The sequence below is a fragment of the Pseudaestuariivita atlantica genome, from assembly GCF_001205715.1.
Classification (GTDB): Bacteria; Pseudomonadota; Alphaproteobacteria; order Rhodobacterales; family Rhodobacteraceae; genus Pseudaestuariivita; species Pseudaestuariivita atlantica.
The window spans coordinates 320,693-334,872 of sequence record NZ_AQQZ01000004.1 but is presented as its reverse complement, the minus strand read 5'-3'; the positions used below and the strand labels follow the sequence as shown (position 1 = coordinate 334,872).

Genomic DNA, 14,180 nt, shown 5'->3' with positions numbered 1-14,180 from the left:
CGGTGCTCCTGAGACAGAAGACCGGGGATACGTCATGCGCATCGGTGTGAAGCTGTTCGTCGCCTTTTTATGTGCCTTGACGTTGAGTGCCTGCAACGTGCCGCGCGGCGCCGCCCTGCAAAAGGAAATCACCCGCGAAGCCACGGCAGAGAACCCCACGGTAGAGGTGGTCCTGGTCTCCCGCGCGAAGGTTCCAGTGGTCAATTCCTGGCCGGTGACGGGGTGGCACGGGCATTACCATTGGCTGGGCTCCAGCCATGGACACGATTCCAAGGTCATCCGCCCCGGTGACACCGTCAATCTCATCATCTGGGACAGCCAGCCGAACTCGCTTCTGACCAACGAGGCCGAAAAGGCCGTGCGCATGGAGGGGCTGGAAGTTTCCGGCGGCGGGGCGATCTTCGTGCCCTATATCGACACGGTGAAGATCAGCGGCCTGACGCCTGACCAGGCGCGTCGCCGCATCCAGACCCGGCTGGAGCCGGTCGTGCCGTCGGCGCAGGTGCAACTGACGATGGCGGCGGGTTTCGGCAACTCGGTCGACCTGGTTTCAGGCGTGAACAGTCCCGGCAGCTACCCGATGCCGAACCAGAATTTCACCATCCTCAGCCTGATCGCTCAGGGTGGCGGGATCTCCACCCAGTTGCGCAACCCGCTGGTGCGCCTGATCCGTGGCGGTTCGACCTATGAAATCCGGTCTGAAGCGCTGTTTTCCACTGCCCACAAGAACACCCGGCTGTTCGGTGGCGACAAGATCGTCGTGACCGAAGATGACCGCTATTTCACCGCCATCGGCGCGTCGGGCACCGAAGACATCATCTATTTCCCCAAGGAACACGTCACCGCTCTTGAAGCGATCTCGCTCATGGGCGGGTTGATCGACGACCGCGCGGATCCGCAGGGCGTCCTGATCCTGCGGGAATACGATCCGCTTTCGATCCGCTATGACGAAAGCGGTCCCTCGCGGCAGCAGGTGATCTTTGCCTTCGACCTGACCTCGGCAGACGGGCTGTTCGCGGCGCGGAACTTCCGGGTCAATCCCGGCGACACCGTGCTGGCGACCGAGTCGCCCGCCGTGAAGACCCGCACCATCCTGGGTCTGTTCGGAACCGTCCTTGGGTCAGCCGTGCAGGCGTCAAACGCCGTCAGGTGAGCCGGGGCCGAACCCGGCCCGACCCACCGCAACGTAGGCGTCGAATCCCGCGTCCCGCGCATCTTCGGCCGAGTAGATGTTGCGCAGGTCGGCCATGCGCAGACCGGGCGCGGCTTCGGCCATGCGCTTGAGGTTCAGGGCGCGGAACTCGTTCCATTCGGTCAGCAGGACCAGAACGTCGGCGCCCTCTGCAGCCTCATAGGCATCCTCGATCCACTCGACACCCGGCAACAGGGCATCCCCTTCGCGGCGGCCTTGCGGATCTGTCACGCGCACCCGCGCGCCACCACCGACCATCGCGGGCACCAGCGTCAGGGACGGCGCATCGCGCATGTCGTCGGTGTTGGGTTTGAACGTCACACCCAGAACGGCGATGGTCTTGCCGTTGAACGACCCGTCACACAGGTCGCGCACCTTGTCGACCATGCGGCGCTTGACCTCGTCGTTGACGGTGATGACGGTTTCGGTGATCTGCATCGGCACCGCGTGCTCCTGTCCGATCCGGGCCAGCGCGCGGGTGTCCTTGGGAAAACATGATCCGCCATAACCGGGCCCGGCATGCAGGAACTTGTTCCCGATCCGGCCATCCAGCCCCATGCCCTTCGACACCTGTTTCACGTCGGCACCGGTGCGTTCGCACAGGGCGGCGATTTCGTTGATGAAGGTGATCTTGGTCGCGAGGAACGCATTGGCGGCGTACTTGATCATCTCGGCGGATTCGAGGTCGGTCGTGATGATCGGGAAATCGCGCAGGTAAAGTGGGCGATAGATGTCGGCCATGACCTGCGCAGCGCGATCCCCTTCCACACCCACGACAACCCGGTCGGGTTTCATGAAATCGTCGATCGCCGCGCCTTCGCGCAGGAATTCGGGGTTCGAGGCAACGTCGAAATCAAGCTGCGGATTGGCGCGCGCCACGGCTTCCTTCACCTGTCGGTTGGTGCCCACCGGGACGGTCGATTTGGTCACGACGACGATATAGTGATCCGCGACCTGCGCGATCTCTTCCGCGGCTGCCATAACGAACCGCAAATCGGCGTGCCCGTCGCCGCGACGGGTTGGCGTGCCGACGGCGATGAACACCGCATCGGCACCGGACACTGCCTTGGCCAGATCCTGCGTGAAGGTCAGGCGACCCGCATCGACGTTGCGCGCCATGAGCGTGTCGAGGCCCGGTTCGTAAATCGGAACCTCGCCCCGGTTCAGCTTGTCGATCTTGGCGGCATCCTTGTCGACGCATACGACGTCATGGCCGAAATCGGAAAAGCAAACGCCCGATACCAGCCCGACATAGCCGGTTCCGATCATCGCGATTTTCATGGGAGTCCCCTTGCTGCCTTGCCGCAGGTCTATGACGCAATTCCTGCAACAGCGTCAACGGCGGGCGGGCAGGCGAGGTGGCGGTGGGCCGCTGACGCGCGGCCCACCGGGATCGGATCAGTTGGAGGCTTCTGCCGCTTCCGGCGCGGGGCCGACCGAGACAAGATACGCCCACACGTCGCGGGCATCGGTTTCGTCGGTCAGCTTGAACGACATTTTCGAGCGGGCCGAGTTGTCGTCCAGAACCTCGCGCAGCCAGCCGCGCGGATCGGCGACGTAGGCCACGAATTCCTCTTCCATCCAGCCGTCGGGCATCGTTTCGCCCGCGGCGATCAGGTCCTTGCCGTATTTCTTGCCGAAGTCTTCCTCGGCCCCCGGCTGACGGCCGAACACGCCGTACAGGTTGGGGCCAGTGCGGCCGCCCTTGACGATGTCGTTGCCTTCGGCGTCCTGGATCATGTGGCAGGATTTGCACTTGCGGAAGACTTTCTCGCCCGCCTCGGCATCTCCGGTCGCGTGGCCATCGGCATAAACCGGTGCGGCCAGAACAAGCGACGTCAGAAGCGTCGCGATTTGCGTTTTCATCGTAAACCTCTTGTGACTTTGTTCGTTATCCATCACCCATCAAGACAGCGGTCAGGTTTCCATAGAAATGCGCTGGCCGCTCGCCGGATGCGCGCGTGCCCGCTGAAGGTATCCTGAATGTCCGGCTTGGCAAGCCAACACTTGCGTGAACACCGAATGCGGGAATTTCTTAGAACCAATGCCAAGTGGCTGGGGGCCGGGGCGCTTCTGACGTTCCTGTCGGGATTCGGGCAAACCTACTTCATCGCGATCTTCGCGGGCGCCCTGCGGTCCGAGTTCGACCTGTCCCATGGCGCGTGGGGCGGGATCTATACGATCGGCACGCTGGCCTCGGCGCTGGTGATGGTCTGGGCGGGTGGATTGGCGGACCGGTTCCGCGTGCGCGCGCTGGGCCCCGTCGTTCTGGGGCTTCTGTCGCTGGCCTGCCTTGCCATGGCGGTGAATTCCACCGTCTGGCTGTTGCCCGCGATCATCTTTTTCCTGCGGTTCGCGGGGCAGGGCATGTCGACCCACCTTGCGCATGTGTCGATGGCGCGGTGGTTCGTGGCGACGCGCGGCCGCGCGCTGGCCATCGCGTCGCTGGGTTATTCCGTTGGCGAAGGGTTGCTGCCGGTGGCCTGTGTCGCGCTGATGGCGTTTGTCGATTGGCGGCTGATCTGGGTCGGGGGGGCTTTCGTCGCCCTCGCCGGGGTTCCGATCCTGTTGACCCTGCTGCGGACCGAACGAACGCCTGCCGCAACCGCGCAGGACCAGAACGCCACCGGAATGAATGGGCGGCACTGGACAAGGCGAGAGGCGCTGGGCGATCCCCTTTTCTGGATCATGCTGCCCGCCGTTGCCGGCCTGTCGGCCTTTGGCACCGTCTTTTTCTTCCAGCAGGTGCTGTTCGCCGAGGTGAAGGGATGGTCGCACCTGCAGCTGACGGCCCTGTTCCCGCTATACCCGCTGGTTTCCATGGGGGCGATGCTGGTCTGGGGATGGGCGCTTGACCGGATCGGGACGGCACGGTTGTTGCCGTTCTTCATGCTGCCGATCACGCTCGCCTTTCTGCTGTTCGCGCTGACGGACAGCATCTTCGGCACACTTCTTGGCCTTGTCGCGTTCGGGATCACGTCCGGTGCCAATGCCACCGTGCCGACGGCCTTCTGGTCGGAATTCTACGGCACCCGGCATATCGGCGCGATCAAGGCGCTTGCGACGGCGGTCATGGTCTTCGGGTCCGCCGTCGGGCCGGGGATTTCCGGGCTGATGCTGGATGCCGGGATTGGTCTTTTGACCCAATTCCAGGGTTTCGCGGTCTATTTCGTGGTGGTCACGCTGCTTTTGACGCTGGGTATCCGAAAGGCGGCACGCAAGCTGCCGGTCACCGCCGCTTCCTGAGATAAACGTAATACGCGCCGTCCCCGCCATGGCGCAGGTGCGCCGGGGTGACCTGCAACACGGCTGACGCCGCCGGTCCCGAGGCCAGCCATTGCGGCACGACCTGCCGCAGCACGCCGCGACGGCGCGGGATCGGCCAGGGCGCCTCGTCCGGAGAGCCCTTTCCGGTGATGACCAGAACCAGACGCTTGCCCGCCGCGTGGCTGGCATGGATGAACCCGATCAGGGCAGGATGCGCCTGCGCCTGGCTCATGCCATGCAGGTCGATACGGCCTTCGGGCTTCAATTTGCCACGGGTCATCTTGCCATGGGTGCGTGCGTCCATCCGCACGGGATGATCCGCCAGCCGGTCCCGCATACGGCGCGTTGACTGGTGGATTTCCGGCAGCGGTTTCGCCTGCGATCCGACGTCGAACCGCGGCACTTCTGTTTCGGTCGGGACCGTCGTGACGTCGGGCAAGGCTTTGGTCGGTTCGGGTCGTTTCGCCTTTTCCAGCGGGAACAGCCGGTCGGTCGTGCGCGCGACCTGGTTCCACAGTTGCTCTTCGTCGGGGCGAAGCTTGCGCGGGCTCACTGGATCCCCTCGGGCAGCAGGGCATAGGCGCGCTGGATCGGAAGAAGGACGACCATCCGGCCCGGATCGCGCATCCGGCCTGCCGTGCGGCCGGCCTTGTCCCCGGTGCCCACGAATACATCCGCCCGTTGCGCGCCCTTGATCGCAGATCCCGTATCCTGCGCGATCATCACGCGGCGCAGCGGCAGCGCCCCGTCCTTTTCGACCCAGACCGGCGCACCCAGCGGGGTGTATCGCGGATCGACCGCGATAGAGCGCATCGCCGTGATCGAGCGGTTCATCGCACCAAGCGGCCCCTTGTCCGCCGGGACCTGGCTAACCTCGCGGAAGAAAACGTAGGACGGGTTGTGGTTCAGCAGGTCCTCACCCGCCGCGCCGTTGCGGGACACCCAGTTGCGGATCACCTGCGCCGATACCTGGTGTGATTTGTAGACGCCGCGCCGGACCAGCTCCTGCCCGATCGACCGGTAGGGATGGCCGTTCTTCCCGGCATATCCGACCCGCAGGTATGACCCGTCCGGCAACCGGACGCGCCCCGATCCCTGAACCTGCAGGAAGAATTTTTCGACCGGATCATCGACCCACGCGATTTCCAGCCCCCGTCCTTCCATCACGCCGGATGTCATGATCTCGCGCCTCGAGACCCATGACCCGTCACGCGCTTCGGGCGGGAGGGCGTAAAGGGGATAGCGGAAGCGATCGGTCCGGACGCGGGAACCTTCAAGTTCGGGTTCAAAATAACCGGTGAAGAGCGGTTCTGCCCCGTCTTCGACAAGCACGGGACGGAAGAAAAGTTCGAAAAACGTGCGGCCGCTCTTCTGGTCGGCCGCGGCGGCGCACAACGCTTTCCAGTCGTGCGATTTCAGGTCACGGCAAGTGGATTTGAAAACCTCGAACGCGGCGTCGTGGTCGTCGTCGACCCAACCATCAAGTTGGTCAAACCCGAGGATCGTGTGCGTCACGTCCTTTGACTGTGCAGGCCCGGTCATGGCCGCAACTGCCAAGGCCGCAACGCACAGCGCACGCTTCATTCGCCCGTGGCGACCAGTTGCCAGTTTGGATCGTCGCGACCCATCGTGCGCGCGAAGGTCCAGACGTCTTTCTGGCGCTTGATCTTGCCCGCTTCGCCTTCGACGATGGTGCCACCTGCATCGCGCACGACCGAAGTCATCTCGGACACGAAGCGCACGGTGATCTCGGCAAGGTTGGTGGCCTCGTCGAACTCCGCCTCGCTCAACGTCAGTTCGCGGATGCCGACGAATTCGGCCTCGACCTTCAAGCCCTGGCTTTCGCGCGCCTCGACCACCTCGGCAAAAGACTCATAGACGTCGTCGGACAGGAACGGCTTGATCTCGGCCAGTTCGCCACGCTCGAATCCCATCAGGATCATCTCGTAGGCGCCGCGCGCGCCTTGCAGGAAATCGGAGACGCCAAAATCTGGTTCCACCGCCTTCATCCGCGCAAGCGCGTCAGCGCTGGGGCTTCCGGACGGGACGTGATCGGTGATGTCGGGGTCAGGGCCGCCTTCGATCACCTCGAACGACCGCTCGCGGCGCGATGACGTTGCCGCCGTACGCTCTGCGGGCGGTTTCTCGAACCCTTCGCGGGTGCCCAGAACGGACTTGAGCCGCAGGATCAGAAACACAGCAATTCCAGCCAGCACCAACAATTGCAAAAGCGGCGAATTCATCAGGGTCCTCACGAGGCTCATGGAAAGGTCGTCAACTTGCCCCTATGTAGGTGCTGCGTGGGTGCAAGTCCACCGCGACCCCGCGCGTCGAGATGTCATCCTGCCGGAGATGCGCCATGTGGCTTTTCCTGGCCTTTCTGGCCGTACCCCTGATCGAAATCGCCCTGTTCATTCAGATCGGCGGATTGATCGGTTTGTGGCCCACGCTGCTGATCGTAATCCTGACCGCCATCGCCGGGACCATCCTTGTGCGCAGCCAGGGCGCTGTGGCGCTGTCGCAACTGCGCGGGTCGATGGAACGCTTGCAGGATCCGACCGGGCCGCTGGCGCATGGCGCGATGATCCTGTTCGCGGGCGCGCTTTTGCTGACGCCCGGTTTCTTCACTGACGCCTTAGGTTTCGCGCTGCTGATGCCGCCGGTACGCAACTGGGTGATCCGTTTCGTACGGTCGCGCATCAAGGTGCAAAGTTTCCAGATGGGCGCGGGCCCGACGCGCCCGGACGCCCGCCGCCACGAAGGCACCGTGATCGACGGAGACTATTCCGAGGTCACCGAACCGGACCCACCCAAGCGCCCGACGCATCGCCCATCGGGCTGGACAAAGCATTGAGACCGCTGGTGTAAGCTGGTACGTCTCTGCCAACTTTATTTCAGGGAGACGCCATCATGGCCGACGAACAACAACCCGAGGCAGCACAGCAGGCGCCTCAGGTCAAAATGAACGTCCTTGCGCAATTCATCCGCGACATGTCGTTCGAAAACATCCTCGCCCAGAAGGGTGTAGCGGGTGACGTGCAGCCGGACGTGCAGGTTCAGGTGAACCTCGACGCCAAGAAACGGCCCGTCGAACACCAGTTCGAAGTGTCGATGAACCTGAACATCACCTCGAAGGCCAAGGAAGGCGACACCGTCTTTTTCGTGCTCGAGCTCGACTATGCGGGCGTGTTCCACGTCGAAGGGCTGGCGGACGAACAGATACATCCCTTCCTTCTGATCGAGTGTCCGCGGATGCTGTTCCCGTTCGTGCGGCGCATCGTCAGCGACGTCACGCGCGACGGCGGCTTCCCGCCGCTGAACCTCGAGACGATCGATTTCGTCGGGATGTATCGCAGCGAGCTGATGAAACGCCAGGCCGCGGCCGGCGCATCGAACGGCAAGCCCGCCGACGCCTGATCAAAATATCTTGCGATGTTCGAAAGCCCCGCCCGATCCGGCGGGGCTTTTCGATTCTAGCCGCGCCGCCACACCGCATCGTCACCAAGGGCATCGACGAAAGCGTCATGCGCGGCGGCCTCTTCGGCCGTCAGCCGGGACGCAAGCGGGGACGGGCGGGGCGACGGGCGCCACACGCTGCCCGCTTCCTGCGTCACGGCTCCACCGCCCGCGCCGGCAAGCCCGAAATCCGGTTGCCGCCCGCCGATCAGTTCCAGGTACACCTCGGCCAGGATTTCACTGTCGAGCAAGGCGCCGTGCAGGGTGCGCGACGAGTTGTCGATCCCGAAGCGTCGGCACAACGCGTCAAGCGAGGCTGGCGATCCGGGAAATTTCTTGCGCGCGATGGCGAGCGTGTCGATGGCCTGTTCCCAAGGCAGGTGCGGCAGCTTCATCCAGCCCAGTTCGGCATTGAGGAATTTCATGTCGAACGCAGCATTGTGGATCACCAGCTTTGCGTCGCCCACGAAATCGAGGAAGGCCTGACCGACCTCGGCAAACTTGGGCTTGTCGGACAGGAATTCATCGCCCAGCCCGTGCACCTCGAACGCCTCGTTCGGCATGGACCGTTCGGGGTTGATATACTGGTGATAGGTGCGTCCCGTCGGCAGGTGATTGAGCAACTCGACGCCACCGATCTCCACGATCCGGTCACCCTGTTCGGGATCGAATCCCGTCGTTTCGGTGTCGAGCACGATTTCACGCATCACGCTTGCTCCTGATGTCCTGAACGATGGCTTTCACCTGAGCGCGAGCATGATCCATCGATGTCGTCTCGACAATATATGTCGCGCGCGCACGCTTCTCGGAGTCGGGCATCTGCCGCGACAGGATCAGCTTGAAGTCATCCTCGCTCATGCTGCCCCGCTCCAGAACCCGGTCGCGTTGAATATCGGGCGGCGCGGTCACGACGACAACCGCGTCCATCTGGTCCTGGGCCCCGGTTTCGAACAGCAGGGGAATGTCGAGCACGACGATGTCGGCCTCGGCCTCTTTCAGGAACCGCTCCCGATCCTCGCGGACAATCGGGTGAACGAAGGCGTTGATCCGGTCCAGAAGGCCGGGATCGGCGCGGATCGCGTCGCGCAGCGTCGCCCGGTCCAGTCGATCGTCCTTCAGGGCGGCCGGAACCAGTGCGCCAACCGGGCCGATGGCCGGACCACCCTGTGCGTAGGCGCGGTGCACGGCCGCGTCCGCATCCCAATGCGCGCATCCTTCATCGACGAACATCGCCGCGGTGGTCGACTTTCCCATGCCGATCGACCCGGTCAGGCCAAGCCGAAAGGTCATCTGAGGATCGCGGCGCGCGTGGAGTCGTCCACCGTGGGGCGCATGCCGAAGAACCGCTCGAACGCCGGAACGGCCTGGTGCAGCAACATTCCCAATCCGTCGACGCAAATGCATCCGCGCTCTGCCGCCGTGCGCAACAGGCGGGTTTCGAGCGGGACATAGACAAGATCGCTGACCACGGTGCCCCGACGCAAACCGTCCAAGGGCACCCGCATCTCGGGCTTGCCCTGCATGCCAAGGCTTGTCGTGTTCACCACCGTTGTCGCCTGTTCCAGCAGGTTGCCCGCCTGAATCCAGTCCGCGACGCGCACGCGCTTGCCGAATTCGTCGTGCAGCTGCTCCGCGCGGATACGGGTGCGGTTTGTCACGATGATATCCTGTACGCCCGCCTCGATCAGGGCGGCGACAACCGCCCGCGCCGCGCCACCCGCACCCAGCACGACCGCCGGTCCCGCCTTGGGATTCCAGTCGGGCGCTTGCTGGCGCAGGTTCTGGATGAACCCGTAGCCATCGGTGTTGTCGGCGTGGATCTTGCCGTCACTCCGGAAAATGATCGTATTGGCCGCCCCGATCAGCGTCGCACGGTCGGTGATGAGATCGGCAAGCTCCATCACCCGTTCCTTGTGCGGGATCGTCACGTTGATCCCGCGAAAGCCCATCTTGGGCAGGGTGCGCAAAACCTCGCCCAAATCCTCGGGCTGGACATGCATGGGGATGTAATGGCCGCGCAATCCCAACTGCCGCAGCCAATGCCCGTGAAGTTGCGGGGATTTCGAATGCGCGATCGGCGCTCCGATCACGCCGGCAAGGGGTACGTTTGGCGTCGTCATTGCGGGAGCATGTCGCGGCTGGTCAGATAGGACAATATCGGAAGCAACGGCATCCCGAGAATTGTGAAGTAATCGCCGTCTATCCGGGTGAACAGGCGCACGCCTTCCTCTTCGATCTTGTAACCACCAACCGAATGGCGAACGCTGTCCCAGTTCCGCGCGATATAGTCCTCCATGTAACTGTCGGTGAACATCCGCATCGACAGGTGCACCACCCCGACATGGCGCCAGACGGGCTCCCCGTCCTCGCAGATCACCGCACCGGAAATCAGGCTATGACGCTTGCCGCGCAGCTGGGTCAGCTGGTCGCGCAATTCCTCGATACTGTCCGGTTTCGAATAGATGTACCCGTCCATCGCCAGAACCTGGTCTGATCCAAGAACCATCGCACCGGGATGACGGTCACTGATCTTGCGGGCTTTCATTTCCGCCAGCGTGTCGGCAACGTCGCGCGGCGGGGCCTCTTCGGCCTGCAAGGCGCGGCGCACCGTTTCCTCGTCAATGCGCGGCACGTCTACGTCAAAGGACACGCCGGCCTTGCGCAACATCTCGGCCCGGATCGCGGATCCGGAGGCAAGAACAAGGTTCGACATATGGATAACTCCCGAACAACCCAGCGTGTATCCCGGCGCATAATTCAGGGGACAGGGAGGAGGCAATCCGGATCGGGGATAAACCGCCACCCGCGACGCGCCTCGTCAAAGGGTCATGCACGGGGGAAAGGGATAACGTGCGCGGGTGGCACAGCGATGGCTTGAAGAGTTTTGTCCGCCAGTTTATCCACAGCTTGGGCAAAATCGATATTCGTTACTGCGTTGTTTATAAACTGTTTTCTGAGAGAATGTGAAAGTTTTTCAATCATCCCGGTGGTCATACACACAGTACGCAACCTGTGAAGAAGAACCGGAACAACCGAATAATCCACGGGTCAGGGCCACCCCAACATAAACATCTTCCTTTTTCTTATATTTCTTTATTTAAGGGGAGAGAGACCACAGGACCCGTTCCATGCTCGACTTTCTTGCACTTGCCTATCCGTGGACCAAGAGCCTGCACATCATCTCGGTGATCGCGTGGATGGCTGGGCTGTTCTACCTGCCTCGCCTGTTTGTCTATCATGCAGAGAAGGCGGGATCGGAAGGAATCTTGCACGATACCTTCGTCGTGATGGAACGTCGTCTTCTTAAGGCGATCATGAACCCGGCCATGATCGCGACGTGGCTGTTCGGTCTGGCTCTCGTCCTCACGCCCGGACTCGTCGACTGGTCGAATGTCTGGCCGTGGATCAAGGCGGTGAGCGTGATCGCGATGTCGGGGTTCCATGGCTGGTGTTCGGCGCGTCGCAAGGAATTCGCGGCTGGGACGAACACACGCAGCGGGCGGACCTATCGGATCATGAACGAGGTTCCGACGCTTTTGCTGATCCTGATCGTGATCTCTGTGGTGGTGAAGTTCTAGCGCCTGCTTGACTTGGCCTGTCCGTGTGCCTAACTACCCGCGCCTCTGTCCTGAGGTGAACTTTCCCTTGATACCCGAAATCATCGTGCCCCTGGCGCGATACCGCAGGTGTACGTGATGTCCGAAGAAAATCTGAGCCTGGCCGAACTGAAGGCCCAAAGCCCCAAGGCGCTGCTGGCGATGGCCGAGGAGCTGGAGATCGAAAACGCCTCCACCATGCGGAAGGGCGAGATGATGTTCCAGATCCTGCGCGAACGCGCGGACGAGGGATGGGAAATCTCGGGCGACGGGGTGCTGGAGGTGCTTCAGGACGGGTTCGGGTTCCTGCGCTCGCCGGAAGCGAACTACCTGCCGGGTCCGGACGACATCTATGTCTCGCCCGAGATGATCCGCAAGTTCTCTCTCCGGACCGGTGACACGGTCGACGGTGTCATCAAGGCACCGGACGATAACGAGCGGTATTTCGCGCTGATGAACGCGCGGTCCATCAACTTCGAGGAACCGGAAAAGGCGCGCCACAAGATCGCGTTCGACAACCTGACGCCGCTCTACCCGGACGAACGGCTGAAGATGGAGATCGAGGATCCCACCATCAAGGACAAGTCGGCCCGCGTGATCGACCTTGTCGCGCCCATCGGGAAAGGCCAGCGGTCGCTGATCGTGGCGCCGCCGCGGACCGGTAAGACGGTGATCCTGCAGAACATCGCCCATTCGATCGAAGCCAATCATCCGGAATGCTACCTGATCGTGCTTCTGATCGACGAACGTCCCGAAGAGGTGACGGACATGCAGCGGTCGGTGAAAGGGGAGGTGATTTCCTCAACCTTCGACGAACCGGCGCAGCGGCACGTCGCGGTATCGGAAATGGTGATCGAAAAGGCTAAGCGCCTTGTCGAACATAAACGAGATGTTGTGATCCTTCTGGACTCGATCACAAGACTTGGTCGTGCCTTCAACACTGTGGTGCCATCCTCGGGTAAGGTCCTGACTGGTGGTGTGGATGCGAACGCCTTGCAGCGGCCCAAGCGGTTCTTCGGTGCGGCGCGGAACATTGAAGAGGGTGGATCGCTGACCATCATCGCTACTGCGCTGATCGATACCGGCAGCCGGATGGACGAGGTCATCTTCGAGGAATTCAAAGGTACCGGTAACTCTGAACTCGTGCTGGATCGCAAGATCGCCGACAAGCGCGTGTTCCCGGCCATCGACATCCTCAAATCCGGCACGCGGAAAGAGGACCTGCTTATCGACAAGGTCGATCTGCAGAAAACCTTTGTCCTGCGCCGTATCCTGAACCCGATGGGGACAACTGACGCCATCGAGTTCCTGCTTGGCAAACTCAAGCAGACCAAGACGAATTCCGAATTCTTCGACTCCATGAACACCTGATGCGCCATGGCGGATCACGGTGACACGATATTCGCGCTGGCATCGGCGCGGGGCAAAGCCGGCGTTTCCGTCATCCGGATCTCGGGGCCTGGGGCCCGCGACGCCGCCGCCACGCTGACCGGTGATCTGCCACCGGATCGGGAGGCGAGGTTGCGTGTCGTGCGCGATGCGGCTGGTGGCCGGATCGACGCGGCCTTGGTTCTAGTCTTCCCCGAAGACCACAGCTTCACGGGTGAAAGCGTCGTGGAGCTTCAAACCCATGGCAGCACCGCCGTGGTGCAAGCTGTTCTTGCGTGTTTGGGTCAGCTGGAGGGGTGCCGTCTTGCAGAGCCGGGGGAATTCACCCGCCGTGCGCTCGATAACAACCGTCTGACGCTCACCGAAGTCGAAGGTCTGTCCGACCTGATCGAAGCCGAAACGGAAGCCCAGCGGAAACAGGCAGACCGGCTGTTTCGCGGCGAGTTGCGCGCACGGGCTGAGGAATGGCGACAAGACCTAATCCGGGCCTCGGCGCTGATCGAAGCGTCGATTGATTTCGCGGATGAAGAGATCCCTGATGGTGTGATTGCCGAGGCTCAAGACCTGATCGCGAAGACGAAGCGGTCAGTTGATCTGGAATTGAACGGGGCACAAGCGGCGCGTGGCGTGCGGGAAGGGTTCGAGGTTGCGATTGTCGGGCGCCCGAATGTCGGAAAATCGACGCTTCTGAATGCGATCGCGCGCCGGGATGCGGCAATCGTTTCGGACATCGCCGGGACGACGCGTGATATCGTGGAGGCTCGCGTCGATCTGAACGGTCAGAACGTGCTGTTCCTCGACACGGCGGGACTGCGGGAAAGCGGTGATACGATCGAACAGCTGGGTGTGGAGAAAGCACGGTCTCGGTCAAGTGCTGCCGATTTGCGCGTGTTTCTTGGTGAGGGCGCATCGGAACTGGGTGTTCCTGTCGAGTCGTCGGATATCGTGATCGGCGCCAAGGCAGATATTTCGGGGCAGGGCGTGTCCGGTCTAACCGGAGAGGGTGTGGCAGAGCTTTTGAAAGAGGTGTCTGATCGGTTGGAGACATTCGTTGCCGGTTCGTCGCTTGCCTCGCACGAACGGCACGTTGTCGCATTGTCGGATGCGAGCGCAGAGCTCGCTTTGGCCGGATCGCTGTTGGGCTCGGACGAGGGCGCGTTTGATCTGGCGGCTGAATCGATCCGGGCATCCATCACCGCTTTGGAAAGACTGGTTGGCCGAGTCGGGATAGAAGACGTATATGACGAGATATTCCGGTCTTTCTGCCTGGGCAAATGAGG

At 62.4% G+C, this 14,180-nt stretch carries 17 protein-coding genes; 7 read left to right on the top strand and 10 right to left on the bottom strand.

Features of this window, described 5'->3' with window-relative positions; translation table 11 throughout:
- Window positions 1-34: 34 nt before the first annotated feature.
- On the top strand, window positions 35-1,153 hold the full coding sequence (locus tag ATO11_RS11010) for a polysaccharide biosynthesis/export family protein (protein ID WP_050530913.1): 1,119 nt from the start codon (window positions 35-37) through the stop codon (window positions 1,151-1,153).
- Here ATO11_RS11010 and ATO11_RS11005 read toward each other — a convergent pair.
- The gene (locus tag ATO11_RS11005; RefSeq protein WP_050530912.1) at window positions 1,136-2,473 is read right to left on the bottom strand and encodes a UDP-glucose dehydrogenase family protein; all 1,338 of its coding nucleotides are present in this window, start codon (window positions 2,471-2,473) and stop codon (window positions 1,136-1,138) included. The two genes, ATO11_RS11010 and ATO11_RS11005, sit on opposite strands and share 18 nt — an antisense overlap.
- A 117-nt stretch (window positions 2,474-2,590) precedes the next feature.
- Window positions 2,591-3,058 carry a c-type cytochrome gene (locus tag ATO11_RS11000; protein ID WP_050531108.1) on the bottom strand — a complete coding sequence of 156 codons (468 nt, stop codon included), beginning with the start codon at window positions 3,056-3,058 and terminating at the stop codon, window positions 2,591-2,593.
- 156 nt (window positions 3,059-3,214) lie between these two features.
- Between ATO11_RS11000 and ATO11_RS10995 the strand changes: the two genes are divergently transcribed.
- Window positions 3,215-4,438 carry an MFS transporter gene (locus tag ATO11_RS10995; protein WP_050530911.1) on the top strand — a complete coding sequence of 408 codons (1,224 nt, stop codon included), beginning with the start codon at window positions 3,215-3,217 and terminating at the stop codon, window positions 4,436-4,438.
- Here ATO11_RS10995 and ATO11_RS10990 read toward each other — a convergent pair.
- Genes ATO11_RS10990 through ATO11_RS10980 form a run of 3 tightly spaced genes read right to left on the bottom strand, consistent with a single transcriptional unit; the run spans window position 4,422 to window position 6,702 of the window.
- Window positions 4,422-5,012 carry a Smr/MutS family protein gene (locus ATO11_RS10990; protein ID WP_050530910.1) on the bottom strand — a complete coding sequence of 197 codons (591 nt, stop codon included), beginning with the start codon at window positions 5,010-5,012 and terminating at the stop codon, window positions 4,422-4,424. The genes ATO11_RS10995 and ATO11_RS10990 overlap by 17 nt on opposite strands.
- The gene (gene mltA / locus ATO11_RS10985) at window positions 5,009-6,001 is read right to left on the bottom strand and encodes a murein transglycosylase A (protein ID WP_110553639.1); all 993 of its coding nucleotides are present in this window, start codon (window positions 5,999-6,001) and stop codon (window positions 5,009-5,011) included. The genes ATO11_RS10990 and mltA overlap by 4 nt, the downstream gene beginning before the upstream one ends.
- A 38-nt stretch (window positions 6,002-6,039) precedes the next feature.
- Entirely contained in the window at window positions 6,040-6,702 is a 663-nt protein-coding gene (locus tag ATO11_RS10980; protein WP_050530908.1) for a Tim44/TimA family putative adaptor protein, read from the bottom strand.
- Between the two features lie 116 nt (window positions 6,703-6,818).
- Here ATO11_RS10980 and ATO11_RS10975 point away from each other — a divergent pair, with 116 nt between their 5' ends.
- Window positions 6,819-7,313 (top strand): FxsA family protein, encoded by a 495-nt coding sequence (locus ATO11_RS10975; protein WP_050530907.1) that lies wholly within the window; start codon window positions 6,819-6,821, stop codon window positions 7,311-7,313.
- Window positions 7,314-7,369: 56 nt separating this feature from the next.
- Entirely contained in the window at window positions 7,370-7,876 is a 507-nt protein-coding gene (secB, locus tag ATO11_RS10970) for a protein-export chaperone SecB (RefSeq protein WP_050530906.1), read from the top strand.
- Window positions 7,877-7,932: 56 nt separating this feature from the next.
- On the opposite strand, the gene dnaQ is transcribed toward secB, so the two are convergent.
- From dnaQ to ATO11_RS22140, 5 genes are all read right to left on the bottom strand, one after another.
- Complete coding sequence (gene dnaQ / locus ATO11_RS10965) at window positions 7,933-8,622, bottom strand: DNA polymerase III subunit epsilon (protein WP_050530905.1); 690 nt, start codon at window positions 8,620-8,622, stop codon at window positions 7,933-7,935.
- Window positions 8,615-9,205, bottom strand: a complete 591-nt coding sequence (gene coaE / locus ATO11_RS10960; protein ID WP_050530904.1) for a dephospho-CoA kinase — start codon at window positions 9,203-9,205, stop codon at window positions 8,615-8,617. Before coaE ends, dnaQ begins: the two co-directional genes overlap by 8 nt.
- Complete coding sequence (locus ATO11_RS10955; protein ID WP_050530903.1) at window positions 9,202-10,035, bottom strand: shikimate dehydrogenase; 834 nt, start codon at window positions 10,033-10,035, stop codon at window positions 9,202-9,204. The genes coaE and ATO11_RS10955 overlap by 4 nt, the downstream gene beginning before the upstream one ends.
- Window positions 10,032-10,628 carry a Maf family protein gene (locus ATO11_RS10950; RefSeq protein WP_050530902.1) on the bottom strand — a complete coding sequence of 199 codons (597 nt, stop codon included), beginning with the start codon at window positions 10,626-10,628 and terminating at the stop codon, window positions 10,032-10,034. Before ATO11_RS10950 ends, ATO11_RS10955 begins: the two co-directional genes overlap by 4 nt.
- A 113-nt stretch (window positions 10,629-10,741) precedes the next feature.
- On the bottom strand, window positions 10,742-10,909 hold the full coding sequence (locus ATO11_RS22140; RefSeq protein ID WP_165586960.1) for a hypothetical protein: 168 nt from the start codon (window positions 10,907-10,909) through the stop codon (window positions 10,742-10,744).
- 134 nt (window positions 10,910-11,043) lie between these two features.
- Here ATO11_RS22140 and hemJ point away from each other — a divergent pair, with 134 nt between their 5' ends.
- From hemJ to mnmE, 3 genes are all read left to right on the top strand, one after another.
- Entirely contained in the window at window positions 11,044-11,493 is a 450-nt protein-coding gene (gene hemJ / locus ATO11_RS10945; protein ID WP_050530901.1) for a protoporphyrinogen oxidase HemJ, read from the top strand.
- A gap of 117 nt (window positions 11,494-11,610) precedes the next feature.
- Window positions 11,611-12,882 (top strand): transcription termination factor Rho, encoded by a 1,272-nt coding sequence (gene rho, locus ATO11_RS10940; RefSeq protein ID WP_050530900.1) that lies wholly within the window; start codon window positions 11,611-11,613, stop codon window positions 12,880-12,882.
- Window positions 12,883-12,888: 6 nt separating this feature from the next.
- Window positions 12,889-14,178, top strand: coding sequence for a tRNA uridine-5-carboxymethylaminomethyl(34) synthesis GTPase MnmE (mnmE, locus tag ATO11_RS10935; protein ID WP_050530899.1), 1,290 nt, complete (start codon window positions 12,889-12,891; stop codon window positions 14,176-14,178).
- Window positions 14,179-14,180: the final 2 nt, after the last annotated feature.

Excerpts from the sequence above, each read along its gene's own strand:
- ATO11_RS11010 (WP_050530913.1), top strand. The coding sequence starts at position 35 with ATGCGCATCGGTGTGAAGCTGTTCGTCGCCTTTTTATGTGCCTTGACG.
- ATO11_RS11005 (WP_050530912.1), bottom strand. The coding sequence starts at position 2,473 with ATGAAAATCGCGATGATCGGAACCGGCTATGTCGGGCTGGTATCGGGC.
- ATO11_RS11000 (WP_050531108.1), bottom strand. The coding sequence starts at position 3,058 with ATGAAAACGCAAATCGCGACGCTTCTGACGTCGCTTGTTCTGGCCGCA.
- ATO11_RS10995 (WP_050530911.1), top strand. The coding sequence starts at position 3,215 with ATGCGGGAATTTCTTAGAACCAATGCCAAGTGGCTGGGGGCCGGGGCG.
- mltA (WP_110553639.1), bottom strand. The coding sequence starts at position 6,001 with ATGACCGGGCCTGCACAGTCAAAGGACGTGACGCACACGATCCTCGGG.
- ATO11_RS10980 (WP_050530908.1), bottom strand. The coding sequence starts at position 6,702 with ATGAATTCGCCGCTTTTGCAATTGTTGGTGCTGGCTGGAATTGCTGTG.
- ATO11_RS10975 (WP_050530907.1), top strand. The coding sequence starts at position 6,819 with ATGTGGCTTTTCCTGGCCTTTCTGGCCGTACCCCTGATCGAAATCGCC.
- secB (WP_050530906.1), top strand. The coding sequence starts at position 7,370 with ATGGCCGACGAACAACAACCCGAGGCAGCACAGCAGGCGCCTCAGGTC.
- dnaQ (WP_050530905.1), bottom strand. The coding sequence starts at position 8,622 with ATGCGTGAAATCGTGCTCGACACCGAAACGACGGGATTCGATCCCGAA.
- coaE (WP_050530904.1), bottom strand. The coding sequence starts at position 9,205 with ATGACCTTTCGGCTTGGCCTGACCGGGTCGATCGGCATGGGAAAGTCG.
- ATO11_RS10955 (WP_050530903.1), bottom strand. The coding sequence starts at position 10,035 with ATGACGACGCCAAACGTACCCCTTGCCGGCGTGATCGGAGCGCCGATC.
- ATO11_RS10950 (WP_050530902.1), bottom strand. The coding sequence starts at position 10,628 with ATGTCGAACCTTGTTCTTGCCTCCGGATCCGCGATCCGGGCCGAGATG.
- ATO11_RS22140 (WP_165586960.1), bottom strand. The coding sequence starts at position 10,909 with ATGACCACCGGGATGATTGAAAAACTTTCACATTCTCTCAGAAAACAG.
- hemJ (WP_050530901.1), top strand. The coding sequence starts at position 11,044 with ATGCTCGACTTTCTTGCACTTGCCTATCCGTGGACCAAGAGCCTGCAC.
- rho (WP_050530900.1), top strand. The coding sequence starts at position 11,611 with ATGTCCGAAGAAAATCTGAGCCTGGCCGAACTGAAGGCCCAAAGCCCC.
- mnmE (WP_050530899.1), top strand. The coding sequence starts at position 12,889 with ATGGCGGATCACGGTGACACGATATTCGCGCTGGCATCGGCGCGGGGC.